A 23,098-nucleotide genomic window follows, 5' to 3' on the forward strand; every position below is an offset into this window, starting at 1 on the left:
GAACTTATTTACGCATTTTTAGAATGTCAGAATCAGGGCCATGACAGCCGCGATGACCCCATAAACCAGCATGGGTAAAATGGTTTTTTTCATGATTTGTCCCTCTGCATTGGCGATACCCAAAATAGAGCAGACAGCAATAATATTGTTCAGACAAATCATATTGCCCATAGCACCACCAACAGATTGGAGCGCCAGCATCAAATTGGCATTCATTCCGCCGTTCAGGGCGATGGAATACTGAATTCCGCCGAATGTCAGGTTAGAAACGGTATTGGATCCCGAAAAGAATGAGCCAAGCGCCCCAAGGAACGAAGAGAACAGGAGCCAACTTTCCCCCGTCATTACGGCCAATGCCTTACCAATGATAATCACTGGTGCATTTTCTCCGCCCAACATCATGATGTTGACCATCGCTAATGCACCAAACAGCGCAATGAATGGCTTGAAAATCCGTGATCCTGTTTCACAGAACATCTGTTTTACCTGATAGCGGTTCAGCTGAAAAAGTGGGATGCACAACAGCACAACCAACAGGAACGGGATAATTGCCGGTGCATATAATATTTTGTAGCTGGCAGAAGCTGACGTACCCAACACTTGTTGTAAGTTAATAATCAGAGATTTACTGACATTAAGTTCACCTAACCATCCCAAATTCAATTGCCACTGGATATCGGCATTGTTCAATAGCCCCTTGATCCCTAATTGGTGAATACGGGTAATTATCAGAATCACAATTAATAACAAGGTTGGCATCATCGCTTTGATAATCTTGCTGAAAGGCACAACCTGAACAGTACCTTTTTTCTCGTAACGTTTTATTCCGATACCTAAGCGAGCAAATAATACTGACAGAGCCAGCCCAATCGCACCGCCTATCAATGCAGGAAACTCATAATTGACCTGAGCTAATAACAAATAAGGCATGGTACAGCTCAAAATACTTAAGAAGATAAATAGGATGTTTCCACGAATTTCCTGCCACGACACAATAAACCGCAGTGCCAGTAACGGAATGACAAAGCCAGCGACAAAGTGAATCAACGCACTTAAGCGCCCAATTTCCAATAAATTGTCATCAAGTAAGCCAAGATTGGCGAAACCGAACCATGTGGGAGTCCCCACCGCGCCGAAAGAAACGGGTACAGAATTCATCACCAAAGTCAGCAAAGCAACACGCAATGGATTGAATCCCAAACCAACCAATATTGGAGCGGCAATCGCCGCCGGTGTACCAAAACCACTGGCTCCTTCAATCATAAAAGCAAAAGCCCAACCGATAATCATCAACTGAGCGACGGGGTTGGGACTGATATTTTCCAGCCAGTTGCGTACAACATCTTCAGCTCCGCTGATTTGCATCAATTTATTAAGTAATATTGCTCCTAAGATAATGGTAATAGGAGTCAGAACGGAAACCAAAGCCGTAATGATGTTTGCATGCAGCAATAATGACGAAGATTCAAACCAAAATAGTTGTGTGAAATAAACTATAACCGCAGTCAATGGCAGAGCCATATAGGATGGAATACCGTTACGCTTGGTCATCATCCAAATCAGCAGGACAATCGGAGCAATGCTGAAAAATAAGGGCATAAAATCCTCATAGTGACTATTTTTATAAGGCAAAGAATGTAGCTAAAAAGTTAATTCTTCATAACGACGCCATTATAATCACAACCTTTCCTAAGCTCCTACGTCACTATTTTTTAACAATAAGGAATAATATAAATTTTCGGCGAAATTATCATGTCATACGGATATGATTAAATATCATAAAAATCATATGGATGCATGCATCATTGAAATAATAAAAGCGGTTACATCACACTAATTAGACATGAATTTTCAATAGACTATATCCAAAAATGACATAATCTCTGCTGAATATTAGTTATCAGCAGAGAGGAATATCAAAAATAATGACTGATATTTTTGTAAGAGATCATAATATGCTCAATCAACATTCGGATTTTCAAAGGTAAATTTCGGGTATAAGGATAAACAGCATAAACACCCAAAACTTTTCCACTATATCCCTTAAGTATTTCCACCAATTTTCCTGTCTGCAAATCTTCATACACCATGACACGCGGAACCATTGCAATACCGAACCCACCCAATACAGCTTTGCGGATTGCTAATGCATTATTTGAGGAAAAATTTCCATTTACCTGTAATTCGTAGATATCCCGGCTATCAGGCTGTTTCATCAACCAGTTAGCCGTACCGCTTTCCTGATGGATATAAGTGAGACAGTTATGATTAAGAAGATCTTCCGCAGATTTGGGTTGCGGATACATTTCCAGATAGCCGGGAGAACATACAATCACCCAGCGCGAATTCAAGATAGGCCTAGCAATTAAACTGGAATCCGGCATCGTGCCAGTACGAATTGCCAGATCGATTCTCTCATTGACCAAATCAGCGAAATGATTTTCTAACCGTATCTCAACTTTCAATTTAGGATGCAAACTACAAAACTCAGCAACTTTTTCACTCAGCAGCAATTCGCCTGAAACTGTGGGTACTGACATACGGATCACTCCCGTCAATTCATCACTTTTCTCACTTACCGCATATAATGCATCTTGAATTCGGCTACTTATTTCCTTGGCATGTTGATAAAGCACTCGCCCATTTTCAGTCAATGTAAGGCTACGTGTAGTACGATACAAAAGACGTGCGCCAAGGGATTTTTCCAGACGCCCAATACGCTTACTGATGACTGAACTAGTGATACCTGCACTTTCTGCCGCTTTACTGAACGATCCACAGTCAACAATCAAAGCAAACAAAATAAGATCGTTTGCATATTCATGAGTAGATAACATAACCTTGTATACTTCAATGTGCATTCAAGGCGGACAGTTTAAACGCTATAGGTGATAAATCAATCCTTTCGCCACACCGTAAAAATACTTAGTAGCCCACACGCTGAGCGTGTGAGCAAAAAGATAGATATTTTTTGTACATTATAAGAATATTCTTGGATTAATTGGCTAATATTAAAATCTTACATTTTCATTTCATCAGAATAGCTATTTAATACTATTCGGTTTTTCTATGCTGACAATAAAATTATCAAAATAAGCATATTGCTCTACCGGAGGAGCCCAGTCCAACGTTGAACCACCAAAGAATGAACTCCATTTTATAGCATCGATAAAAACGTTCCCTTCATTACGCCATTTGATATCCTTCAATTTAAATACTTCTTTACCATTAACATATTGTATATAAACACCATCATGTTTGTCGATGCTATTCAGTTTTACGTATTGGGTTAAGGTATACCAGACTCCTTTATTTAACGTGATATCAAATTTAAAATAATCACCGCATCGTGATTCCTTCTCAGGATAATAGAGATATCCCTTCAACTCTCCTCGCTCTCGCCACATTAAGCGACTACTAAACCCATCAAAATCGCCATTATCTATGCACCCTGACGGGCGATCACCCCCTGCCAGCCCCGGCAACTTACCGCCTTTAACCCACATAAAATCTTTACTGAACATCACCTTATATTGTAGCCATAACGCCTGATGAGCACCTTTCAGAGGCACATCAAAGGATGTTCCCGCTTTGGAACTGACGGTATTGGCAAGATAAGTTATCTCGAGTACTTTATTTCGATCATGTTGAGGATCAACAACAATATTTAAACGGCCTTGATTAAGACCTGACGAAGCTGAAGGTGAAATACCCCAGTCAGATTTGAAATCCTTAGCAGAATATTTCCCTACTTTATGATCAAAATTTACGTTAATTAAATCATCATGACTTTGATTAGCAGTAGAAGTTAAATCGACAGGTGCCATAATTTATTCCTTATATAATTTATATTTTCACCTCTATATAAACATCCAGATATAGATGTATTTACAATAAGATATTTATTAATTTGTGCCAAATACAAGGTTACAACGCTTTAATCAAAACCTACAATATATCTCACAGCACTGACATTATTTATTTAAAAACATCAATAACAATAAATCACAAATTAAATCAATCAATATTAAATCACGTCAATAAAATGCATGCTTTTATATTGTTCCCATTATTGACGATAGTCAAACCTTATAATTAACCCTCGTTTTTTAAAATACATCATTGGTCTTTTATATTTAATATCTTCACACACCAGATGCGCCAATGCCTCAGATTAAATAAAATAAACTGAGGCATTGGCAGGATTTCATCTCTTTATTTTCATCCTGAAACGATGGTTTTTAGAGCATCATAGACAGGTAACAGACGGGTAAAGCCCTCTCTATCAAGAAAATGCCCAGCATTATCGACACTAATGATTTTGGTTTGCAATGAACTAGCCAAAGCATAAGAAGATTGCGGAGAAACAATATAATCGTTGGAAGAAATGACTGAAATACGATGTTCCGTCACTTCACGCAAGAATGCATAGCTCAATGGTTCGGCTGTAAAAATGTTTAATTTTGGCAAACTCTCCAGCGGTGAATCAAACCCAGAAACCAAAATATATCCCCCAACTCGGTCAGCCGTAGAACTTATCGACTCCAAATGCCACAATAACGTGACACAACCGAGGCTATGACCAATAAAAATTGTATCATCATCTGCCTTTGGTATTACATCAATCAACATCTTGGCCCACATTTCAGGTTTCGGTGCCAATGACTCAGGCATTGCAGGCACCATAACCTCCGCACCTTGCTCAGTAAGCACTTCTTTTAACCAAGGGAACCAATGTGATGAAGGTGAGGCACTATATCCATGCACAATAATAATTTTTTTGCCAGAAAATAGGCCGCTACTACTTATCGTTTGTTGTGTCATTGACGTTATCCTAGTGAGTAACACTCCCACTGAATGGGAATAAAATTGTCTATCCCTTCCCATTCTATTTTAACGCCTAGATTTTTAGGCGCTAAAATTTAATCTATGCCTTATATTTTTAATTCCTCACGTACAGCCATTAAGGCAAATCCTAATAAATTCAAACCATTCCACGTCAACGGATTCTCAATATTGGCAAAATCTTCTGCCAGCCCGATACCCCAAATACGATCAACAGGACTCGCTTCGACCAGTATTTTATCTGCCGTATTCAATAAAAACTCTGCCAAAGCGTTATTTTGAGAAAATTTTGCCAGATTACCTTCAATCACGATCGCCAATCGATATTCATCCCAAATCGATTGGTTAAACCCACGAACCTCGCGCCCATACGCTTTTGCTGCACCTGGATTTTTAGCATTGATAATTTTCTCCCGTGTTGCAGAATCATTAAATAAACGCGCCTTTTCTGCCATCATATAATGCTCAGAGCTGGAATAATTTACGTTATTAACGATAAATTGTGCTGGATACCACTGACTTAGACAGGATTTTGTTATGTAATCAGTATGATTATTTTTATGCCCCCAGAAAAAAAGATATTTAAGTTTTTTTCCTGATTGATAACGTTCACATAAAGTTCTCATGTCCATATAAATTCTCTATAACATGCTAATTTATTTAAAATAGATAGTTAAACCTACCATCCAAAATTCTTTTTATTCTTGCCGATGCGAATTATATCAATTCTATGATAAGGAATAAAAACAACAAAAAAATATTCAAGTAAAATTGAGAGGATATAAAAACAGTAAGTGAAAATCGTTACATGTTTTTATGAATAATTTCCGTTGTTATTTCAGGATCATTTGATGTTTGATTTACGCCCTATGGCAAACACGGCTGCCAGCCCAACCAGATCAATAGTAATTAGCGTTCCTGCAAACAACATTTCGCCCTTGAACGCAAAGACAGTCGCTATGGTTAAGATAAACATCGCAATAGAAAATCCCATCCACTGCCCCCTTCTATCCTTTGTGATCATGCTATCAAGTGCCTTTTTCTGATTATCATGCCGGAAGCGTTGCTCTTTTTCTCTAAAAGATAATATTCTTTCTGCACAACCAGACAGGATTGACTCATAGTTCTTCAACACATCAGGGGATGGAAGCGGTTCAGAACAACGAGAAATCACCTGACTTTCCGAGGAATTTCTATCTGATAAATCAGAATCCAAGATCTCGCGATAATCGTTTGCGGGCATAATGTCAAGAATACTCCCTATCGCTCTAAAATAATGACAAATGTTAGAACTCATATCTTCTCCTGAACAATATACACAAAAAACATCAGAATAAAATCAATGAGATAATTAAGTCCGTTCAATAATAGATACCGATTAATCATACTCCTGATATTTTTTAATTCCTCTATACAGCCTGTTTCTGACTGGGAAATGGCCGACATTCTTCGGCTTTGTAACTGCCATCTTCCTGACGGATCAAAAATATTTTACGACCTGCTCGCAACGCTTTACTTATGGCGGTTTGATGAACACCGACCAGACTTGCAGCTTTCACTTGGCCATTTTTCTTCACATATTCTGATAATAAGATCTTTTCCATACGTTTTCTCCTGTCTACCTCAAAATAATATCCAAAGTATTAAATTTTTCAATACTTTTAGTATTTATCATTTTAATAGCGTTGGTATTAAAATGGGCTCATGAAAAAGAAACTCGCAACAGAACAACTTGCAGATGCCAAACGTTTGAAGCGCATATTTGTGTCAAAGCAAAAGCAGCTCGGCATCTCTTCTCAAGATGCATTCGCAGACGAACTTGGCATGACTCAAAGCGCCGTTTCACACTATCTCAATGGTGTAAACGCCCTTAATTTGGAGAGAGCGGCCGACTTCGCCAATAAATTGGGCGTTCGCATTGCAGATTTCAGTCCATCATTAGATCAACAGGCCAGGAAACTCCTGAAGGTGATTTATGGTGATGATCCTACTCTTGCCGCCCATCAGCATCCTCAAAAACAATATCCATTGCTGAACTGGGCAAATGCAGGTATTTGGTGTGAAGAACCTGCACCGCTATATCCTGGAAACGATATTGAACAATGGTATGAAACGTCTATTGAATGTTCACCCCATGCTTTCTGGCTAGAAGTCAAAGGTGATTCAATGGCATCATCGAATGAATTAAACATACAGCAAGGTATGATCATTTTGGTTGACCCTGATGTTAAGCCTACGGCTGATAACTTGGTGGTAGCAAAACTTGAGGGAGAAAAAGAGCTAACTTTTAAACAATTAATTACCGAAGGATACGATGCTTATTTAAAGCCTCTGAATCCTCAATACAATATGATACCTCTCAATGATAAAGTGCATATTGTTGGTGTTGTCATAGAAGCCAAGATAGCTAAGTTGCCCTAACAATGGCAATCAGCCAAGAAATTATAGGGGCTGGGTATTTATGAGCAAAGTGATCGCCATTTTTATTATATTCGACGCACCTCTGAGCAGGCTTCATATGCAGGCAGACATTGTTCCGTCTTAACCGTTTGTTAATTCAGATTGAATACACAGGCATAAAAAAACCACGCAATGCGTAACTTTCAGCAGGTGTTACCCTATAGGATTTTACTTGAAGAGACAGTTAGTACCCTAAAATATAAAAGACCACGCCGGAGCGGAGCCTAGAATATTTCCTGAGTCTTTCAGTATATCGAACTACAGTAAATTTTGCCGGGGTCGAGTTGCAAATTCTCAGTCTACTATTGATAGATACGAAAAAGCCTCGCATTTCTGCGAGGCTTCTATGATAACCTTATGTGCTCCGGCCTACACCTTCATCGCTATCATAAGGTCATCGTCTTATTCTGTTCAGCAGTGATTTAAGATAAAGCAATCACGTTAGTTGCTGATGGGCCTTTAGCGCCACTTTCTACTGAGAAAGAAACTTCCTGGCCTTCATCTAAAGTTTTATAATCATTGCTCTGAATTGCAGAAAAATGAACAAAAACATCTTTGCTTCCATCTTTTGGAGAGATAAAGCCAAAACCTTTATCGCTGTTGAACCATTTAACTGTACCAGTCATTGTATTAGACATGTTGAATTCCTTTAATTTTTTAAGTTGCCATAAGGCGTTGTAAGGTTTGTTTTCTGTTTTACTTATGGGCACTAAGTAGAAGAAATTCGCAATGAAGTGGTATCGAAGATAGCGCTAAAAGGTGAACTACTTTAAACTTGCTTTACATAAATAGGTCTGTACTTCCAAACCGATGACGCTATTAAGCACTACTTTTATTTACTTAGCAAGCTTTAATTTGATTTTTTTACACCACCGTCAGTGACTGTACATATACACAGGTAATTCCGGCTAACGGAAACAGTCAGTCATCCATGCCACTCCCTCTACTTTATAGTTACCCCATAGAGCCGCCACCCAGCATAATTCCTTAGTGATAAACCCCGACCGCGCAAAACATGGGTATTATTATAGCGTCTATAAGCCACGACCATCAGATAGCTTGAAACCTTTTCCTGACGTCTCAACTTGTCGAGCTGTTAGCTCCATATTTCAAACATCCTTTCCGGCAGAGATACATTGCAATAATTAGTCGAATCCGTATTGGATTGTAATACATTGATTTTAATAAATTTATAATATCATTTTTTTCACGTTTTAACTTATGCCCCCACCAATACGAGAGCATACTCAGAACCTATCCCATTAAGCTATTTTATTGGCCATTTTGAACCTGAGCGGTGTTCAAACTGACATCAACAATGAATATCTACTGGGATACGCTCTTGGCTTTAAGATTTGTTTAATGTCTGTTTATTGAATATTCCGCCATTTGAGTCTATTTTATTTGTGTGTACTTAAATATCTTATTTTTTTGTACACCCTCATTTGCTTCTCATTTCGCTCTTATCCTCCCTATTACAGGGAGGTTTTTTTTATATTTAATTACCATATAAAAAACAGGATTTCTCCTATCTAGCAATCTGTTTCAAAGCTATCAGCAACAAACTTTCTGAATAGATTAATTAACATATTTTTCTGGCATACCTCTATCATAAATTAAGTATTTATAATTTACTAAGTTTGTTATAAACATTTATATGCTCCACAATAAGAAGTTAATTAATACTCTTATACGTCAAATTAAGATAATAACTATAGATAAATTTACTTATTTAACAGTCAAATACGGAACAACATAGGAAATTCATCATGAACATTAAAAAGTCATTACTTTTAGTGGGATTGACTGCTTTTGGTACAATCCCATTCTCTAGTACTGCTGACCCTGTATCTCGCCATGGATATGTAGATTCCCCGCCCAGTAGAGCTTTTTTATGTTATCAGCGTACCAACAAAGACTGCGGAAATATCATGTATGAACCGCAATCTGTTGAAGGGCCTAAAGGTTTCCCGGAATCAGGACCACCTGATGGTCAAATTGCCAGCGGTGGCGTTGGCCAGTTCAGTCCTCTAAACGAACAAAGCGCTCAGCGCTGGCATCACGTCACAGTCAACAAAGGTCAAAACAACTTTAAGTGGACGCTAACCGCCAGACATAGTACTGCCTCATGGCAATTTTTTATTACTAAACCTAGTTGGGACCCCAACAAACCGCTTACTCGTGCGCAATTTGATCTGAAACCGTTCTGTGAACGTGATGATCATGGGAAACTTCCGGCTCAAAATGTCTCAATTACATGTGAGGTTCCAGAACGTTCCGGGTACCATGTCATTCTCGGTGTTTGGACAATTTCAGATACTGATAATGCTTTTTATCAAGTCATTGATGCTGATATAAAATAATATTAAACCTAAAATATTATTTCCTTAATAAAATTAAGGTGATAAAAAATATGTGCTAGCTAGCTGCTCGCTAGCACATTTATCTAATCAATTTAAAATATTAACTGATAAGATTCAGTTTTAAATCAAACCCTATAAAAAAATGAAAACAACACCTGTCCTTAGGATTGCCAGACCAACAGATAATTTGTCTGCAATCAAAGATATGTATTGCAAAGGATTACAATTTACTCTATTAGGTGAATTCAGAGATCATGATAATTTTGATGGTGTTATGTTAGGGCATCCCAATCATTCTTGGCATCTCGAATTTACTCACCACCACAATGCATCTGTTGGTAAAGCACCGACACAAGATAGTTTATTGGTTTTTTATATCGAAGATGAGTCTGAGTGGCAGAAACAGAGCCAATTGATGCAAGAAGCCGGTTTTTCTCTCGTCCCCTCTTATAATCCTTATTGGGATCGAACTGGAAAAACATTCGAAGATATTGATGGCTATCGTGTCGTATTACAAAATACACCACCCTATATTTAATCCATATTTTTTATTCGGGCTTATCAAGCCCGAATTTATTGTTCAGATTTAAACATTACCATAATAAACCATTTTATTTACTATTCTTAGAACGGAGCTGTGTTAAAAACACTTACCATAGCAACTGACCGCCCTTCTGAAAAATTGTACTTATTAGTCGAATCCAGCAAATATTACAATATTAATCAATTAACATTTTTGTATCTCGTAATAAAGTTTTTATCAACATCGTGCTATGACATAAACATTTTCTGCTCCGATGCTCTTCGAACACGCAAATCGGCTAATACACGCCCATCCGCCCTATCCCATTTCAAAAATTCCTCGGCAGCACCTTGATAATCAGCCAAATTCAATTTTTTCAGCAGCGTTGAATGAATAAAATTGCTCACTCCTAAATTAAAAATAAACGAGCATAAAGCATCAAACTGCCCCTGTGTTAAAGTAACCTTAACAATTCTTTGAATCTCAGCATAAATTGGTATCAGATCTTCATGCAAAAATGTTTCAGCCTGTTGCTCTGTAATTACTTGCCCTGGTTTCACTCCTTTTGTATGCCCATACCCAATTGTCCATGGTTCAGCACCTGTGGCAGGATCAGGGTATGCGTGCAATCTCAAACCTTCATAACTTTTTATCTTATTAATGCCATTTTCACTGATTTCCATTAGTTATCTCCAGCTACTTTAGTTCATCGCTAAGTTAAATTTTTCAGAAAAAACACTCGTTGAATAAAGTATAGCTAGCTTAAAAAATCAGTGAGATTGCTCTACTAACAGTATGACAACCCAAAGCAAACAATTACAAAACAAAATTAAATCAAAATAACAACATAAAAAACACAAAATAAAAATTAAATAAATATTTTCAATGAGTTATATTTTAATGTAAAAATATTTTAAATTTTAAAGAAATATTTTAATAAATGCCTTGACTCTTTTTATTTTGGGCATAAAATCTCCTTCAGAATTTATATTTTCGTGAAGTACGTCACAATTTATAACCCAAAAAGGAAATCATCATGAAATCTGTAAAATCTTTCCTCTCAAACGTACATAACGTTGTTATCCGCCTATCAACAACTCGCTTTATGTAAGCTTTGTGTTAGTACAGAGATGAAGATAGCCGGTTCAAAAGTGAGAGCTGGCTTTCTTATAAGCTATTTTGCATGGTATTATCCGATCCCCTCAGATAGACTACAATTCAACCAAAGACTAAAAAATCCGCCCCATAAATATCACCGTAGTAACTATATGTTTAAATATAGATACATCCAGTACATAAAAAATAAATAAAGGTTGATTTAGATTATCGCTCAAATAATAATTGAATAGGATGACTCACTGATATGAAATATATCTTTAAAATTAATTTAAATATTTACCTAAAAAGCAAGGTAAGCATATTAATTTAATGAATTTTCGTAAATTAAAATTACAGTTCCAATATATAAAAAAGCCTGAGCCCTATGATTTAAAGAGTTCAGGCTATAATCATTTTATTAAATGATATTTGAAAAATATCTCTATAAATTAAGCATCAAATAATAAATAAAATAACCAATATAAGTTAACAATAAATCAGAAACGATATCCTATACCCAGTACCCATGTTCCAACTTTGATATCATTAAATTTTGAATATTGATACGATGCATCAACCGCAATATTTTCAATGGGATTGAATTGTAAACCGGCACCATAAGCAAATGATGTCTTGCTTAAATCAAACTCACTATCACCTTGTATCTTAATTTTATTGTGGGCAGCACCAATCATTCCATATGCGCTAATATAATCATTAAAACGATATGATGGCCCAGCCAATAAGGAGTAACTATCCGACTTAAATTTGGTGACGTTTCCAACGTGATCATTTTCAAATCTATTGAACGTATAGGTCAATGAGCCAACCACACCAAAATGGTCATCTAACTCATAACGATATTTCAAATTCAATCCATGTTGTTTTGTATTCCATTCAGTACCATCGCTCTTAAATACTTTAATACCATTGGCATTAGCACTGCTCTGAGCATACCCCAAAGAAATAGTACTTTTACCACTATTACTGGCATTAGCACCGAAAGCAAAAATAGATAATCCTGCAGCAATAGCGGCTGTTAATAACGTTTTTTTCATAAGTTAATATTCTCATTCTCTCAAAAAATTAAATCCTGCGAAATATACAAGAGACATATTCTAAATTCAACAATAAAATAAAAACGTCAATCCACACCCCAAAAATTAATTTTTCTTTTAAATTCAAATAAATATATGAGAATAACCCTATTAAAACATTTACTGAATTGCCCACACTATCCGACTAGATATAACACTATTAGCTTTAACTTATTGTTTATAAAACAAATATTTTATTATTATTTCCTTTGTGATTTTAAGAAATATCTTAAGATTAAAAAAGTCGATAAGGAGCAGGCAGGAAAGATTATTATCCATTTTGTAACACATAATTATATTAAATTTTTATCATTATAAATATATTAATAATTAAAACAAATAAATTAAGTGAGTATTTATATTGTTAGCTTAACCTGATCAATAAACAATTATTTCTTTTTTAAGAAAATGATTAATGACATAATATCACACCATTAATCATCACAATAAATACCTATTTTACTAAAATACCGGCCATTATAATATGACTGACCTTACGGAAAAAATTATCGTACTTAACTCGTTATGCAAAATCAATTTTATCATAACGAACATTAGTATCATTCATTATTAATTTAGTGTACTGCTCACGTATTTTTTCTTGTTTTTTAGTATTATCAGCATTCACATATCCATTTAATAATGCAATATAATTTTGTGCTCGTTTTTACAATTCAGGATTTGATAAGTCCACTGTTGGAATACGATAATAAAATTGACCATCATGATCATCTGGATCTGAGAAAAAATCACAGGCAGACAAAAAATTGGCATCGAGGCCAGTGCAAGGATATGCAGTGAAGAACGCATGATATAACTTCTATCCTATATTTTAGTTAAAGAATCAGTAGCTAAATTAGGTTATTAACCACTCAGTACATTCAAAAAAATTTCTTTTCTAAACAAATATTCAATAATGAATATTTTATATTTTATATTTTATATTTTATATTTTATATTTTATATTTTATATTTTATATTTTATATTTTATATATTATATTCAATTATCTGATTAAGCTATAAAAATATTTATAATTGCATCATCGAATGATAATAGATAATTTTAACCATCCTATAATTACAACATAAAATAATAAAATTTAGAATAAGACCTTGTTTTTGTTTTATTTTTTATTCGCTTAAAGATTATCTCAATAAGCATAATTATTGCTGGCCGCTCTCGAGAACGGACTGTCCGCAGAAACCGAAGTTAGAGATTAGTACGTGAGGATGATTCAATCCGCTCACCTTTCTGGCTTCACTAAAGTGTGTTTAAAAGCTATCACTGTTGTCCGAGCATAGACCAACAATGGAATAGACTATTGGAGTAGTGTAATGGATATGCATCATGGTTTCTCTTATGAGACCATAAAGCACTAATCGAGTGACTTTATCATCACAGATAGGAAGGATAGGATCATTCAAAAACCAATTGCGCCCTACCAAATGTAAATTTTCTTAGCCCTACAAAGCTTTTCTTGCTTTGACACAGTATTCTGATTCCTGTGACGGTATCAGATCAGGAAGAAGCCCCTTCGGGGCTGCTCTTTGAATAATTCACAACTGCTTAACACAATTTTCAAGAGACAGGATATAAGCCCCCTTCACACTAGGAATCTTTATCTTAGAAATGAAAAATTCGTTTTGACTTGGCCTAAAATAGCCCAGACCACGCCCCTCTCCTCCATATATCAATGTGTTTTCCCCCATTTCCGTGAGTTCCTTTTTGTTTAAGATACCAAATTTTGTAATCGGGGTTAATTTAGGACTCATGAACACTTCTGGCCTTGTTTCATAAATAGTAAAACTCTCATCTCTATAGGAAACTCTGGCCGTATCAAGGTTAGTCGGGAAAAAGTACATCCCCCCATTCTTGATAGTCACATCGTTCAATTCTTTATTTATTTTGCACAAATATTCGCCATCATAGGGTGACTTGGCTTCAGCAATATTGCATATCAGCATTGCTATTACCATCACCATAACTGGGAAACACAATAGCTTACCCATTTAAAGCTCCTGATAATATTTACAATTAATAGTACCAAAAATAGATAAACCAGATCACAAAATTAATCAAATATTAAAGTTTGACAAGCCACTGTTTAGCTTGACTAAACCATTCATTAAAGACTCAGATAAAAAGTTGACAATGAAATTGAAACATTCAACCCACTGAAAAACAAAGAATTAACTTAAGTAAACCCATTTAAATCAGTATATGGCTGTAAAATCATCATTGTGTCTATTAATTTATATTCATTATCAAAATAGATAAAGCAATCAAATATATAAAAATGTAATTTATACCCCCTTAAAAGTATTCTGCTCGCTAATTTTCTACAATTAAACAAAACCATATGTGTGATTCAGCCGTCAAAATGTAAACTTCTCATGGATTCTATCTCATGCATTATCATTCGTACTGATAGACGTATCGCGTTTTCGAAAGAACTTGCCATTGCTTATGTAAGAATAAGTTTCCATTATTTATATCACGCTATATTAACGTCTTTCTATATTTTCACCATCCATTTTATGAAAAAATAATGTAAAGCATCTAAATTAAATTACAAAAAATAGTTTTTATAATTTAATATCAACAATGATTTTATTTCTTCACTAAAGAATAAAGACCTTATCTCTTAGTAAAAAGAACAAAATAAAATCATCGAACAAGTGCTGTCTTAAAATATGTTAATCCCTATAGTATTAGAAGATAGAAAAACGATGAATTTATTGTAATATAAATACCCTGATGATTAAAATATAGTATATATATTTTTATACTGAAATAGTAAATCAGAGTATTTTAATAATTATTATAATGTGTGAATATTTTATTTCCTTATAAAATATTCTATTAATAATAGATTAATATTTAGGATTCCATATATCATGGTTTCATAAAAAATCACTCTTTATGAAAATAATTTTCAATTAAAGAATATAAAATTGCGATAGAGACCGTCAATTAAAGGAAGATCACGGTTCGATTTCAATATCAGTGAGTGGATGGCAGCTACAAGGTAAGATTTCACCCTCATTAACAAATGCCAATGGCTTGCAGGGATAGCCGACCTTTCCTTTCACCAAACGAACCCGACAGGAACCACAATATCCCTGACGACATTGGTATTCAAGCTGTACTTTGCCTTGTTCCAAGGCTTCCAGTAGGTTACGGTGGAAACCAGAAGAATAATGGACGGATAAACCCTGCCGTGACGGCAGGGTAACTTTGTAATCAGCCATATCAGAGTTCGAAACCGCTGAGATCCTCAGCATTGACTTCCGAATCAATCTGACCGACTAAGTAAGAGCTGACTTCGACTTCCTGTGGAGCCACCTGAACATTATCAGAAACCAGCCATGCATTGATCCATGGGATTGGGTTAGAGCGAGCTTCAAATGGTAACTTCAAACCCACCGCCTGCATGCGAATATTGGTGATATATTCGACATACTGACACAGAATATCTTTATTCAGACCAATCATAGAACCATCTTTGAATAAATAATCTGCCCACTCTTTTTCTTGTTCAGCCGCCTGTACAAACAGATCGTAACACTGCTGCTCACACTCTCTGGCAATTTCCGCCATTTCAGGGTCATCCTGACCAGAGCGCAGTAAGTTCAGCATATGCTGGGTTCCCGTTAAATGCAGAGCTTCATCACGCGCAATCAGTTTGATGATTTTGGCATTCCCTTCCATCAATTCGCGTTCCGCAAAAGCGAATGAACACGCAAAACTGACGTAGAAACGAATAGCTTCCAGAGCGTTAACACTCATCAAACACAGGTAAAGCTGTTTTTTCAATGCGCGCAGGCTAACTGTAATGTTTTTACCCGCCACATTGTATGTACCTTCGCCCAGCTGATGATAGTAGTTAGTCATCTCGATCAGAACGTCGTAATACCCCGAAATATCTTTGGCACGTTTTAAGATCTGCTCGTTGGCTACAATATCGTCAAATACAATGGCAGGATCATTGACGATATTACGGATAATATGCGTATAGGAACGCGAATGAATCGTTTCTGAAAACGACCATGTTTCAACCCAAGTTTCCAATTCTGGAATGGAAATCAGCGGCAGGAATGCCACATTCGGACTACGGCCCTGAATGGAATCCAACAGCGTTTGATATTTCAGGTTACTGATAAAAATGTGTTTTTCATGATCCGGCAATGCATTGTAGTCAATGCGATCACGGGAAACATCAACTTCCTCAGGACGCCAGAAGAACGAAAGCTGTTTTTCAATCAGTTTCTCAAAAATAGGATATTTCTGCTGATCATAACGCGCTACGTTCACAGGCTGGCCGAAAAACATCGGCTCCTGTAGTTGATCATTTTTTACTTGTGAAAAAGTGGTATAGGACATAACTTCCTCAAATCAAATTTTACACGCGCCGCCGTCACAATCGGAATCAGCAGACTCAACGACTTCTTCCAGATCACCCTGAACATCTTCCGCCCCATCGCGAGTGTTGTGGTAATACAGTGTTTTCACGCCATATTTGTAAGCGAGCAGTAAATCTTTCAGCAACTGATTCATCGGAACTTTGCCGTTCGGGAAACGAGCAGGATCATAGTTAGTATTGGCAGAAATCGATTGGTCGATGAATTTCTGCATGATCCCCACCAGCTGTAGGTAGCCATCGGTGCCCGGCATTTGCCACAGCAACTCATAAGCCCCTTTCAAACGGTTATATTCCGGTACAACCTGACGCAAGATGCCATCTTTTGATGCCTTGATACTGATATAGCCGCGTGGTGGCTCAATACCGTTGGTCGCATTGGAGATCTGCGAAGACGTCTCTGACGGCATCAATGCTGACAATGTTGAGTTACGCAGGCCATGCTGCTGGATGTCATTACGCAGGGCTTCCCAATCCATATGCAGAGGTTCGCGGGTCAATGTATCCAGTGTTTTTTTGTAAGTATCAATTGGCAGGACACCCTGTGCATAAGTGGTTTCCCCAAACCACGGGCAAGCACCCTTCTCTTTCGCCAGCCCATTCGAGGCTTTCAGCAGGTAATACTGAATGGCTTCAAATGTTTTGTGTGTCAGGTTATTGGCACTACCATCAGAATAACGGACACCGTTTTTCGCCAGATAATAAGCAAAGTTAATCACACCAATGCCCAGCGTACGGCGCCCCATTGAGCCCTGTTTAGCCGCGATGATTGGGTAATCTTGATAATCCAGCAAGGAGTCCAGTGCACGAACGGCCAATTCCGCTAATTCTTCCAGTTCCGTCAGATTATTAATGGCACCCAGGTTGAAAGCAGACAATGTACACAGGGCAATCTCACCATTTTCATCGTTGATATTATTCATTGGCTTGGTTGGCAGTGCAATTTCCAAACATAAGTTTGACTGACGCACAGGTGCAACCGCCGGATCAAATGGGCTGTGTGTATTACAATGGTCAACGTTCTGGATGTAAATACGGCCGGTTGAAGCACGCTCCTGCATCATCAGTGAGAACAGCTCCACCGCTTTAATGCGCTCTTTACGGATAGTGGCATCACTTTCGTACTGAGTGTACAGACGCTCAAATTCATCTTGATCCGCAAAGAAAGCATCATACAACCCTGGGACATCAGATGGGCTGAACAGAGTAATGTCTTCCCCTTTGATCAGGCGTTCATACATCAATTTATTGAGCTGCACACCATAATCCATATGGCGCACGCGGTTACCTTCAACACCACGGTTGTTTTTCAGTACCAGCAAGCTTTCTACTTCCAAATGCCACAGCGGATAGAACAAAGTCGCTGCACCACCACGGACTCCCCCCTGCGAACAGGATTTCACAGCTGTCTGGAAGTGTTTATAGAATGGAATACAGCCCGTATGGAAAGCTTCACCATCACGGATTGGGCTACCCAAAGCACGGATGCGGCCTGCATTCACGCCAATGCCCGCTCGCTGGGAAACGTATTTTACAATCGCACTGGATGTTGCATTGATCGAGTCAAGGCTGTCACCACACTCAATCAGAACGCAGGAACTGAATTGGCGAGTTGGTGTTCGAACCCCCGCCATGATTGGCGTTGGCAGCGAAATTTTAAACGTCGAAACCGCATCGTAAAAACGACGGATGTAGCTCAGGCGCGTTTCTTTTGGATACGTGGAAAATAGGCACGCTGCAACCAGAATGTAGAGAAATTGGGCACTTTCATAAATTTCACCGGTAACACGGTTCTGTACCAGATATTTCCCTTCAAGCTGCTTAACGGCTGCATAAGAGAAATCCATATCACGCAAATGGTCAATAAAACTGTCCATTTGCTCGAATTCTTCTTTGGAATAGTCTTCCAGCAAATGCTTGTCGTATTTGCCAAAATTTACCATTCGTACAACATGATCATGCAGAGCAGGTGGTTCGAACTGACCGTAAGCCTTTTTGCGCAGATGGAAGATGGCCAAACGAGCCGCCAGATACTGATAATCAGGCGCATCGCCAGAAATCAAATCAGCCGCTGCCTTGATCATGGTTTCATGGATATCGGCTGTTTTGATGCCATCGTAAAATTGAATCTGAGAACGCAGTTCTACTTGTGACACTGAGACATTTTTCAGACCTTCGGCAGCCCAGGCAACGACCCTGTGGATCTTCTCCAGATCAATTTGTTCTTTATGTCCATCACGCTTGGTTACTAGCAGACTCTGGTTCATGGGGAAATACACCTTCTCTTTATCGTATCTCGCCTTTATCGCCTTTCTTGACATTGACATATTGACAGCACGATGTACCCGAAATGGCTAAAGGCCAATCGGGAACTAGTAGCAACGGAACGTCGAGAAACACAATATATAGGGGGTAATTAAAACGGTAATAACAAGATACTGTTAAATCCGCATTTTTTCAAGTGCACAAAACCGGGAAGTTTTGTGGATAACTTGAGGATTAATTTTGCCGAAAAGCCGATAACCTGCGTAGTTACTTGATGTTACTTTCACAAAACTATCGGCGAAACGGGGGAAATAAAATCTTAAAAATAATATCTACTTGCCGTTTTATTAATCCCTTAACTGTCACGTTTAAACCGATTGAGTATGAAGCATGTAGTTCACGTCTACATTGTGTCCAAGTCGAAATTTGTCTGTCAACGGGTTGTAATGTAACCCAATAATATGCTGATCTTTCAGAGGAGTCTTATCTACCCAGCCAATCAGTTCAGAAGGGCGAATAAATTTTTTCGCATCATGCGTCCCTTTCGGGACCATGTTCAAAATATACTCAGCACCAATGACAGCCATTAGCCAGGCTTTACGATTACGATTAATCGTTGAGAAGAAAACATGGCCGCCTGGTTTGACCAATTTGGCACAGGCGCGAATCACGGATTCAGGATCTGGCACATGTTCGAGCATCTCCATGCACGTCACAACATCATAAGAATGCAGATGCTGTTCAGCATGGCTTTCTACCGTTTCCTGCACATAAGTGACAGGAGTACCGGATTCCAGTGCATGCAATCGGGCGACCTGCAAAGGTTCAAACCCCATGTCCAGCCCCGTCACATCCGCACCTTCACGCGCTATGCTTTCTGACAGGATCCCACCGCCACACCCAACATCCAGCACTTTTTTACCGAAAAGACCTCCGGCACGTTGCAGGATATAGTTCAAACGCAGTGGGTTAATCCGGTGCAATGGCTTGAACTCACCTTCAAGATCCCACCAGCGGGAAGCAACGGCTTCAAATTTTTCGATTTCCTGTTGATCCACATTGAGGTGAGACGGGATGTGTGAATCGGGGGTTTTGACGTTCATCAGCGATATCGCTCCTAGGAACTGCTTCATAGAAAACTGCTCCACAGAAAATGTAACAGTATTATGGGGATGTGTGATAAGAGGGTATTATACATGCCTTAATCTTGAAATACCCGCATCTGGTTTTTATAAAACTGTCAATTTGTGGTATAATTTAAACCTTTGAATTCGGAGTATGAGGGATAGTGGCTCCATGAGCGACATTGCCAGAGAAATCACACCGGTCAATATCGAAGAAGAGCTAAAAAGCTCATATCTGGATTATGCGATGTCCGTTATTGTTGGACGCGCACTGCCGGATGTTCGAGATGGACTGAAGCCAGTACACCGCCGCGTGCTTTTTGCGATGAATGTATTGGGAAACGATTGGAATAAACCCTATAAAAAATCAGCCCGCGTTGTTGGGGATGTGATCGGTAAATATCACCCACATGGCGACAGCGCTGTTTATGACACGATTGTACGTCTGGCACAACCCTTCTCCATGCGTTATATGCTGGTTGACGGTCAGGGCAACTTCGGGTCAGTGGACGGCGATTCTGCGGCTGCGATGCGTTATACCGAAGTACGCATGGCGAAAATTGCCCATGAACTGCTGGCAGACCTGGAAAAAGAAACTGTCAATTTTGTGCCTAACTATGATGGTACAGAACAGATCCCCGATGTGATGCCAACCCGTATCCCCAATCTGCTGGTGAATGGCTCATCAGGGATTGCGGTTGGTATGGCAACCAACATTCCCCCTCATAATTTATCTGAGGTGATTGATGGCTGTCTGGCTTATATTGATGATGAAGACATCAGTATAGAAGGCCTGATGGAATACATCCCAGGGCCTGATTTCCCTACAGCAGCTATTATCAATGGGCGCCGTGGCATTCAGGAAGCCTATCGTACCGGTCGCGGTAAAATTTATATTCGCGCCCGCGCAAAAATTGAAACTGATGAAAAAAATGGCCGCGAAACCATTATCGTCAATGAAATTCCCTATCAAGTAAACAAGGCCCGGCTGATCGAAAAAATTGCCGAACTGGTGAAAGATAAACGCATTGAAGGAATCAGCGCACTGCGTGATGAATCCGATAAAGATGGGATGCGTATCGTTATCGAAGTGAAACGCGATGCCGTGGCTGAGGTTGTCCTGAATAACCTGTATTCACTCACGCAGTTGCAGGTTTCATTCGGTATCAACATGGTTGCTCTGCATCAGGGGCAGCCTAAACTGCTTAACCTGAAAGATATTCTTTCCGCGTTTATCAACCATCGCCGCGAAGTCGTTACCCGCCGGACTATCTTTGAACTGCGCAAAGCCCGCGAACGTGCACATATCCTTGAAGCACTGGCTGTCGCACTGGTCAATATCGATTCTGCCATCGAATTGATCCGTCGGGCATCAACTCCTGCCGAAGCCAAAGCAAATCTGATTGCCCAAGCGTGGGAACTGGGTAATGTTGCAGCAATGCTGGAACAGGCTGGTGATGATGCTGCACGCCCTGAATGGCTGGAGCCGGAATATGGCATTCATGACGGTAAATATTACCTGACCGAACAGCAGGCACAGGCTATTTTGGATCTGCGCTTGCAGAAACTGACCGGTCTGGAGCATGAAAAACTGCTCGATGAATATCGTGAACTGCTGAAATTAATCGGCGAACTGCTTTTCATTCTGGAAAACCCAGAACGTTTGCGAGAAGTTATTCGTGAAGAACTACTGGCCATCAAAGATCAATATAACGATGCCCGCCGTACTGAACTCACTGAAAATTCAGCGGATATCAATATTGAAGACCTGATCAATCAGGAAGATGTTGTGGTAACACTGTCTCATCAGGGATATGTGAAATATCAGCCATTGTCTGATTACGAAGCCCAGCGTCGTGGCGGCAAAGGCAAATCAGCAGCACGTATCAAAGAAGAAGACTTCCTTGAGCGTTTACTGGTCGCCAATACACACGATACTATCCTCTGTTTTTCAAACAAAGGTAAGATGTACTGGATGAAAGTCTACCAGTTGCCGGAAGCAAGCCGTGGCGCGCGTGGGCGTCCGATTGTCAACCTACTGCCACTGGAGCAAGAAGAACGCATTACAGCCATTTTGCCAGTACGTGAATATGAAGATGGACTGAATATCTTCATGGCAACCGCAAGTGGGACTGTTAAGAAGACTAAACTCAGTGAATTCAGTCGTCCACGCAGTGCCGGTATTATCGCAGTAAAACTAAATGACGGTGATGAATTGATCGGTGTTGACCTGACTGATGGCAGCAACGAAGTCATGCTATTCTCTGCGAAGGGTAAAGTCGTTCGTTTCCTCGAAGAAGATGAAGAAACTCTGGAAGACGGTACTATCCGTGTGAAAGGTGTGCGTGCAATGGGACGTACAGCGGCAGGGGTGCGTGGTATTAAACTGAGTGCAGGTGATAAAGTCGTCTCTCTGATCATCCCTCGTGGGGAAGGAGAAATTCTGACTGTCACCGAAAATGGCTACGGCAAACGTACTGCTCAGAACGAATATCCGACTAAATCCCGTGCGACTCAAGGGGTCATTTCTATCAAAGTCAGCGAGCGCAACGGTGATGTTATCGGTGCAATTCAGGTTGAACCCACTGATCAGATCATGATGATCACCGATGCGGGAACACTAGTACGTACCCGTGTTTCTGAAGTCAGCGTTGTTGGCCGTAACACGCAGGGTGTTACTTTGATCCGTACAGCAGAAGATGAAAAGGTCGTTGGTTTGCAGCGTGTTGCTGAACCTGACGATGATGAAGACGAAGAAAATAATATAACGTCTCCTTCTGATGAAGGGAATAGCGAGTCAGAAGATCAGATATAACATATACCTTTCCTTGACTATTCTATAAAACCATTAATAAAGCAGGTATTTTAATGCCTGCTTTTTTTTGTGCAATTTTTTTACAA

The 23,098-nt window shown here is 38.9% G+C and carries 19 protein-coding genes; 4 read left to right on the forward strand and 15 right to left on the reverse strand.

Going from position 1 to position 23,098, the window contains the following annotated elements:
- Positions 1-18: 18 nt before the first annotated feature.
- The 7 genes from PSI22_RS07770 to PSI22_RS07800 form a co-directional block, all read right to left on the reverse strand.
- Positions 19-1,599: an L-lactate permease gene (locus PSI22_RS07770; RefSeq protein ID WP_273579266.1), complete on the reverse strand. Its 1,581-nt coding sequence runs from the start codon at positions 1,597-1,599 to the stop codon at positions 19-21.
- Between the two features lie 317 nt (positions 1,600-1,916).
- Complete coding sequence (locus PSI22_RS07775) at positions 1,917-2,837, reverse strand: LysR family transcriptional regulator (protein WP_273579267.1); 921 nt, start codon at positions 2,835-2,837, stop codon at positions 1,917-1,919.
- A gap of 207 nt (positions 2,838-3,044) precedes the next feature.
- A complete protein-coding gene (locus PSI22_RS07780; RefSeq protein ID WP_273579268.1) occupies positions 3,045-3,827 on the reverse strand; it encodes a polysaccharide lyase in 783 nt (260 codons plus the stop codon).
- Between the two features lie 394 nt (positions 3,828-4,221).
- Complete coding sequence (locus PSI22_RS07785; RefSeq protein WP_273579269.1) at positions 4,222-4,824, reverse strand: RBBP9/YdeN family alpha/beta hydrolase; 603 nt, start codon at positions 4,822-4,824, stop codon at positions 4,222-4,224.
- A gap of 110 nt (positions 4,825-4,934) precedes the next feature.
- Positions 4,935-5,477, reverse strand: a complete 543-nt coding sequence (gene ybiA / locus PSI22_RS07790; protein WP_306310534.1) for a riboflavin biosynthesis intermediates N-glycosidase — start codon at positions 5,475-5,477, stop codon at positions 4,935-4,937.
- 212 nt (positions 5,478-5,689) lie between these two features.
- Complete coding sequence (locus tag PSI22_RS07795; RefSeq protein WP_273579270.1) at positions 5,690-6,142, reverse strand: DUF2335 domain-containing protein; 453 nt, start codon at positions 6,140-6,142, stop codon at positions 5,690-5,692.
- A gap of 112 nt (positions 6,143-6,254) precedes the next feature.
- Positions 6,255-6,449 carry a Cro/CI family transcriptional regulator gene (locus PSI22_RS07800; RefSeq protein WP_038181229.1) on the reverse strand — a complete coding sequence of 65 codons (195 nt, stop codon included), beginning with the start codon at positions 6,447-6,449 and terminating at the stop codon, positions 6,255-6,257.
- Positions 6,450-6,549: 100 nt separating this feature from the next.
- Between PSI22_RS07800 and PSI22_RS07805 the strand changes: the two genes are divergently transcribed.
- Positions 6,550-7,266 (forward strand): LexA family protein, encoded by a 717-nt coding sequence (locus PSI22_RS07805; protein ID WP_273579271.1) that lies wholly within the window; start codon positions 6,550-6,552, stop codon positions 7,264-7,266.
- Positions 7,267-7,727: 461 nt separating this feature from the next.
- On the opposite strand, the gene cspE is transcribed toward PSI22_RS07805, so the two are convergent.
- A complete protein-coding gene (gene cspE / locus PSI22_RS07810; RefSeq protein ID WP_012987298.1) occupies positions 7,728-7,943 on the reverse strand; it encodes a transcription antiterminator/RNA stability regulator CspE in 216 nt (71 codons plus the stop codon).
- 1,131 nt (positions 7,944-9,074) lie between these two features.
- On the opposite strand from cspE, the gene PSI22_RS07815 reads away from it, so the two are divergent.
- On the forward strand, positions 9,075-9,668 hold the full coding sequence (locus PSI22_RS07815) for a lytic polysaccharide monooxygenase (RefSeq protein WP_273579272.1): 594 nt from the start codon (positions 9,075-9,077) through the stop codon (positions 9,666-9,668).
- Positions 9,669-9,810: 142 nt separating this feature from the next.
- A complete protein-coding gene (locus PSI22_RS07820) occupies positions 9,811-10,206 on the forward strand; it encodes a VOC family protein (protein ID WP_273579274.1) in 396 nt (131 codons plus the stop codon).
- A gap of 233 nt (positions 10,207-10,439) precedes the next feature.
- Here PSI22_RS07820 and PSI22_RS07825 read toward each other — a convergent pair whose 3' ends face one another.
- The 7 genes from PSI22_RS07825 to ubiG all read right to left on the reverse strand — a co-directional run bounded on the left by PSI22_RS07825 (position 10,440) and on the right by ubiG (position 20,176).
- Positions 10,440-10,874, reverse strand: a complete 435-nt coding sequence (locus PSI22_RS07825) for a lysozyme (protein ID WP_273579275.1) — start codon at positions 10,872-10,874, stop codon at positions 10,440-10,442.
- Between the two features lie 912 nt (positions 10,875-11,786).
- On the reverse strand, positions 11,787-12,347 hold the full coding sequence (locus PSI22_RS07830; RefSeq protein WP_273579276.1) for an Ail/Lom family outer membrane beta-barrel protein: 561 nt from the start codon (positions 12,345-12,347) through the stop codon (positions 11,787-11,789).
- Positions 12,348-13,944: 1,597 nt separating this feature from the next.
- Entirely contained in the window at positions 13,945-14,397 is a 453-nt protein-coding gene (locus PSI22_RS07835) for a hypothetical protein (protein WP_273579277.1), read from the reverse strand.
- 975 nt (positions 14,398-15,372) lie between these two features.
- Positions 15,373-15,639, reverse strand: coding sequence for a class I ribonucleotide reductase maintenance protein YfaE (yfaE, locus tag PSI22_RS07840; protein ID WP_038181171.1), 267 nt, complete (start codon positions 15,637-15,639; stop codon positions 15,373-15,375).
- Between the two features lies 1 nt (position 15,640).
- On the reverse strand, positions 15,641-16,771 hold the full coding sequence (gene nrdB, locus PSI22_RS07845) for a class Ia ribonucleoside-diphosphate reductase subunit beta (RefSeq protein WP_273579278.1): 1,131 nt from the start codon (positions 16,769-16,771) through the stop codon (positions 15,641-15,643).
- Positions 16,772-16,783: 12 nt separating this feature from the next.
- Complete coding sequence (gene nrdA / locus PSI22_RS07850) at positions 16,784-19,075, reverse strand: class 1a ribonucleoside-diphosphate reductase subunit alpha (protein WP_273579279.1); 2,292 nt, start codon at positions 19,073-19,075, stop codon at positions 16,784-16,786.
- Between the two features lie 366 nt (positions 19,076-19,441).
- The gene (gene ubiG, locus PSI22_RS07855; protein WP_273579288.1) at positions 19,442-20,176 is read right to left on the reverse strand and encodes a bifunctional 2-polyprenyl-6-hydroxyphenol methylase/3-demethylubiquinol 3-O-methyltransferase UbiG; all 735 of its coding nucleotides are present in this window, start codon (positions 20,174-20,176) and stop codon (positions 19,442-19,444) included.
- Positions 20,177-20,369: 193 nt separating this feature from the next.
- Between ubiG and gyrA the strand changes: the two genes are divergently transcribed.
- Entirely contained in the window at positions 20,370-23,012 is a 2,643-nt protein-coding gene (gene gyrA / locus PSI22_RS07860) for a DNA topoisomerase (ATP-hydrolyzing) subunit A (protein WP_273579280.1), read from the forward strand.
- Positions 23,013-23,098: the final 86 nt, after the last annotated feature.

Origin of the sequence: Xenorhabdus aichiensis, assembly GCF_028598775.1 — a bacterium.
Taxonomy (GTDB): domain Bacteria; phylum Pseudomonadota; class Gammaproteobacteria; order Enterobacterales; family Enterobacteriaceae; genus Xenorhabdus; species Xenorhabdus bovienii.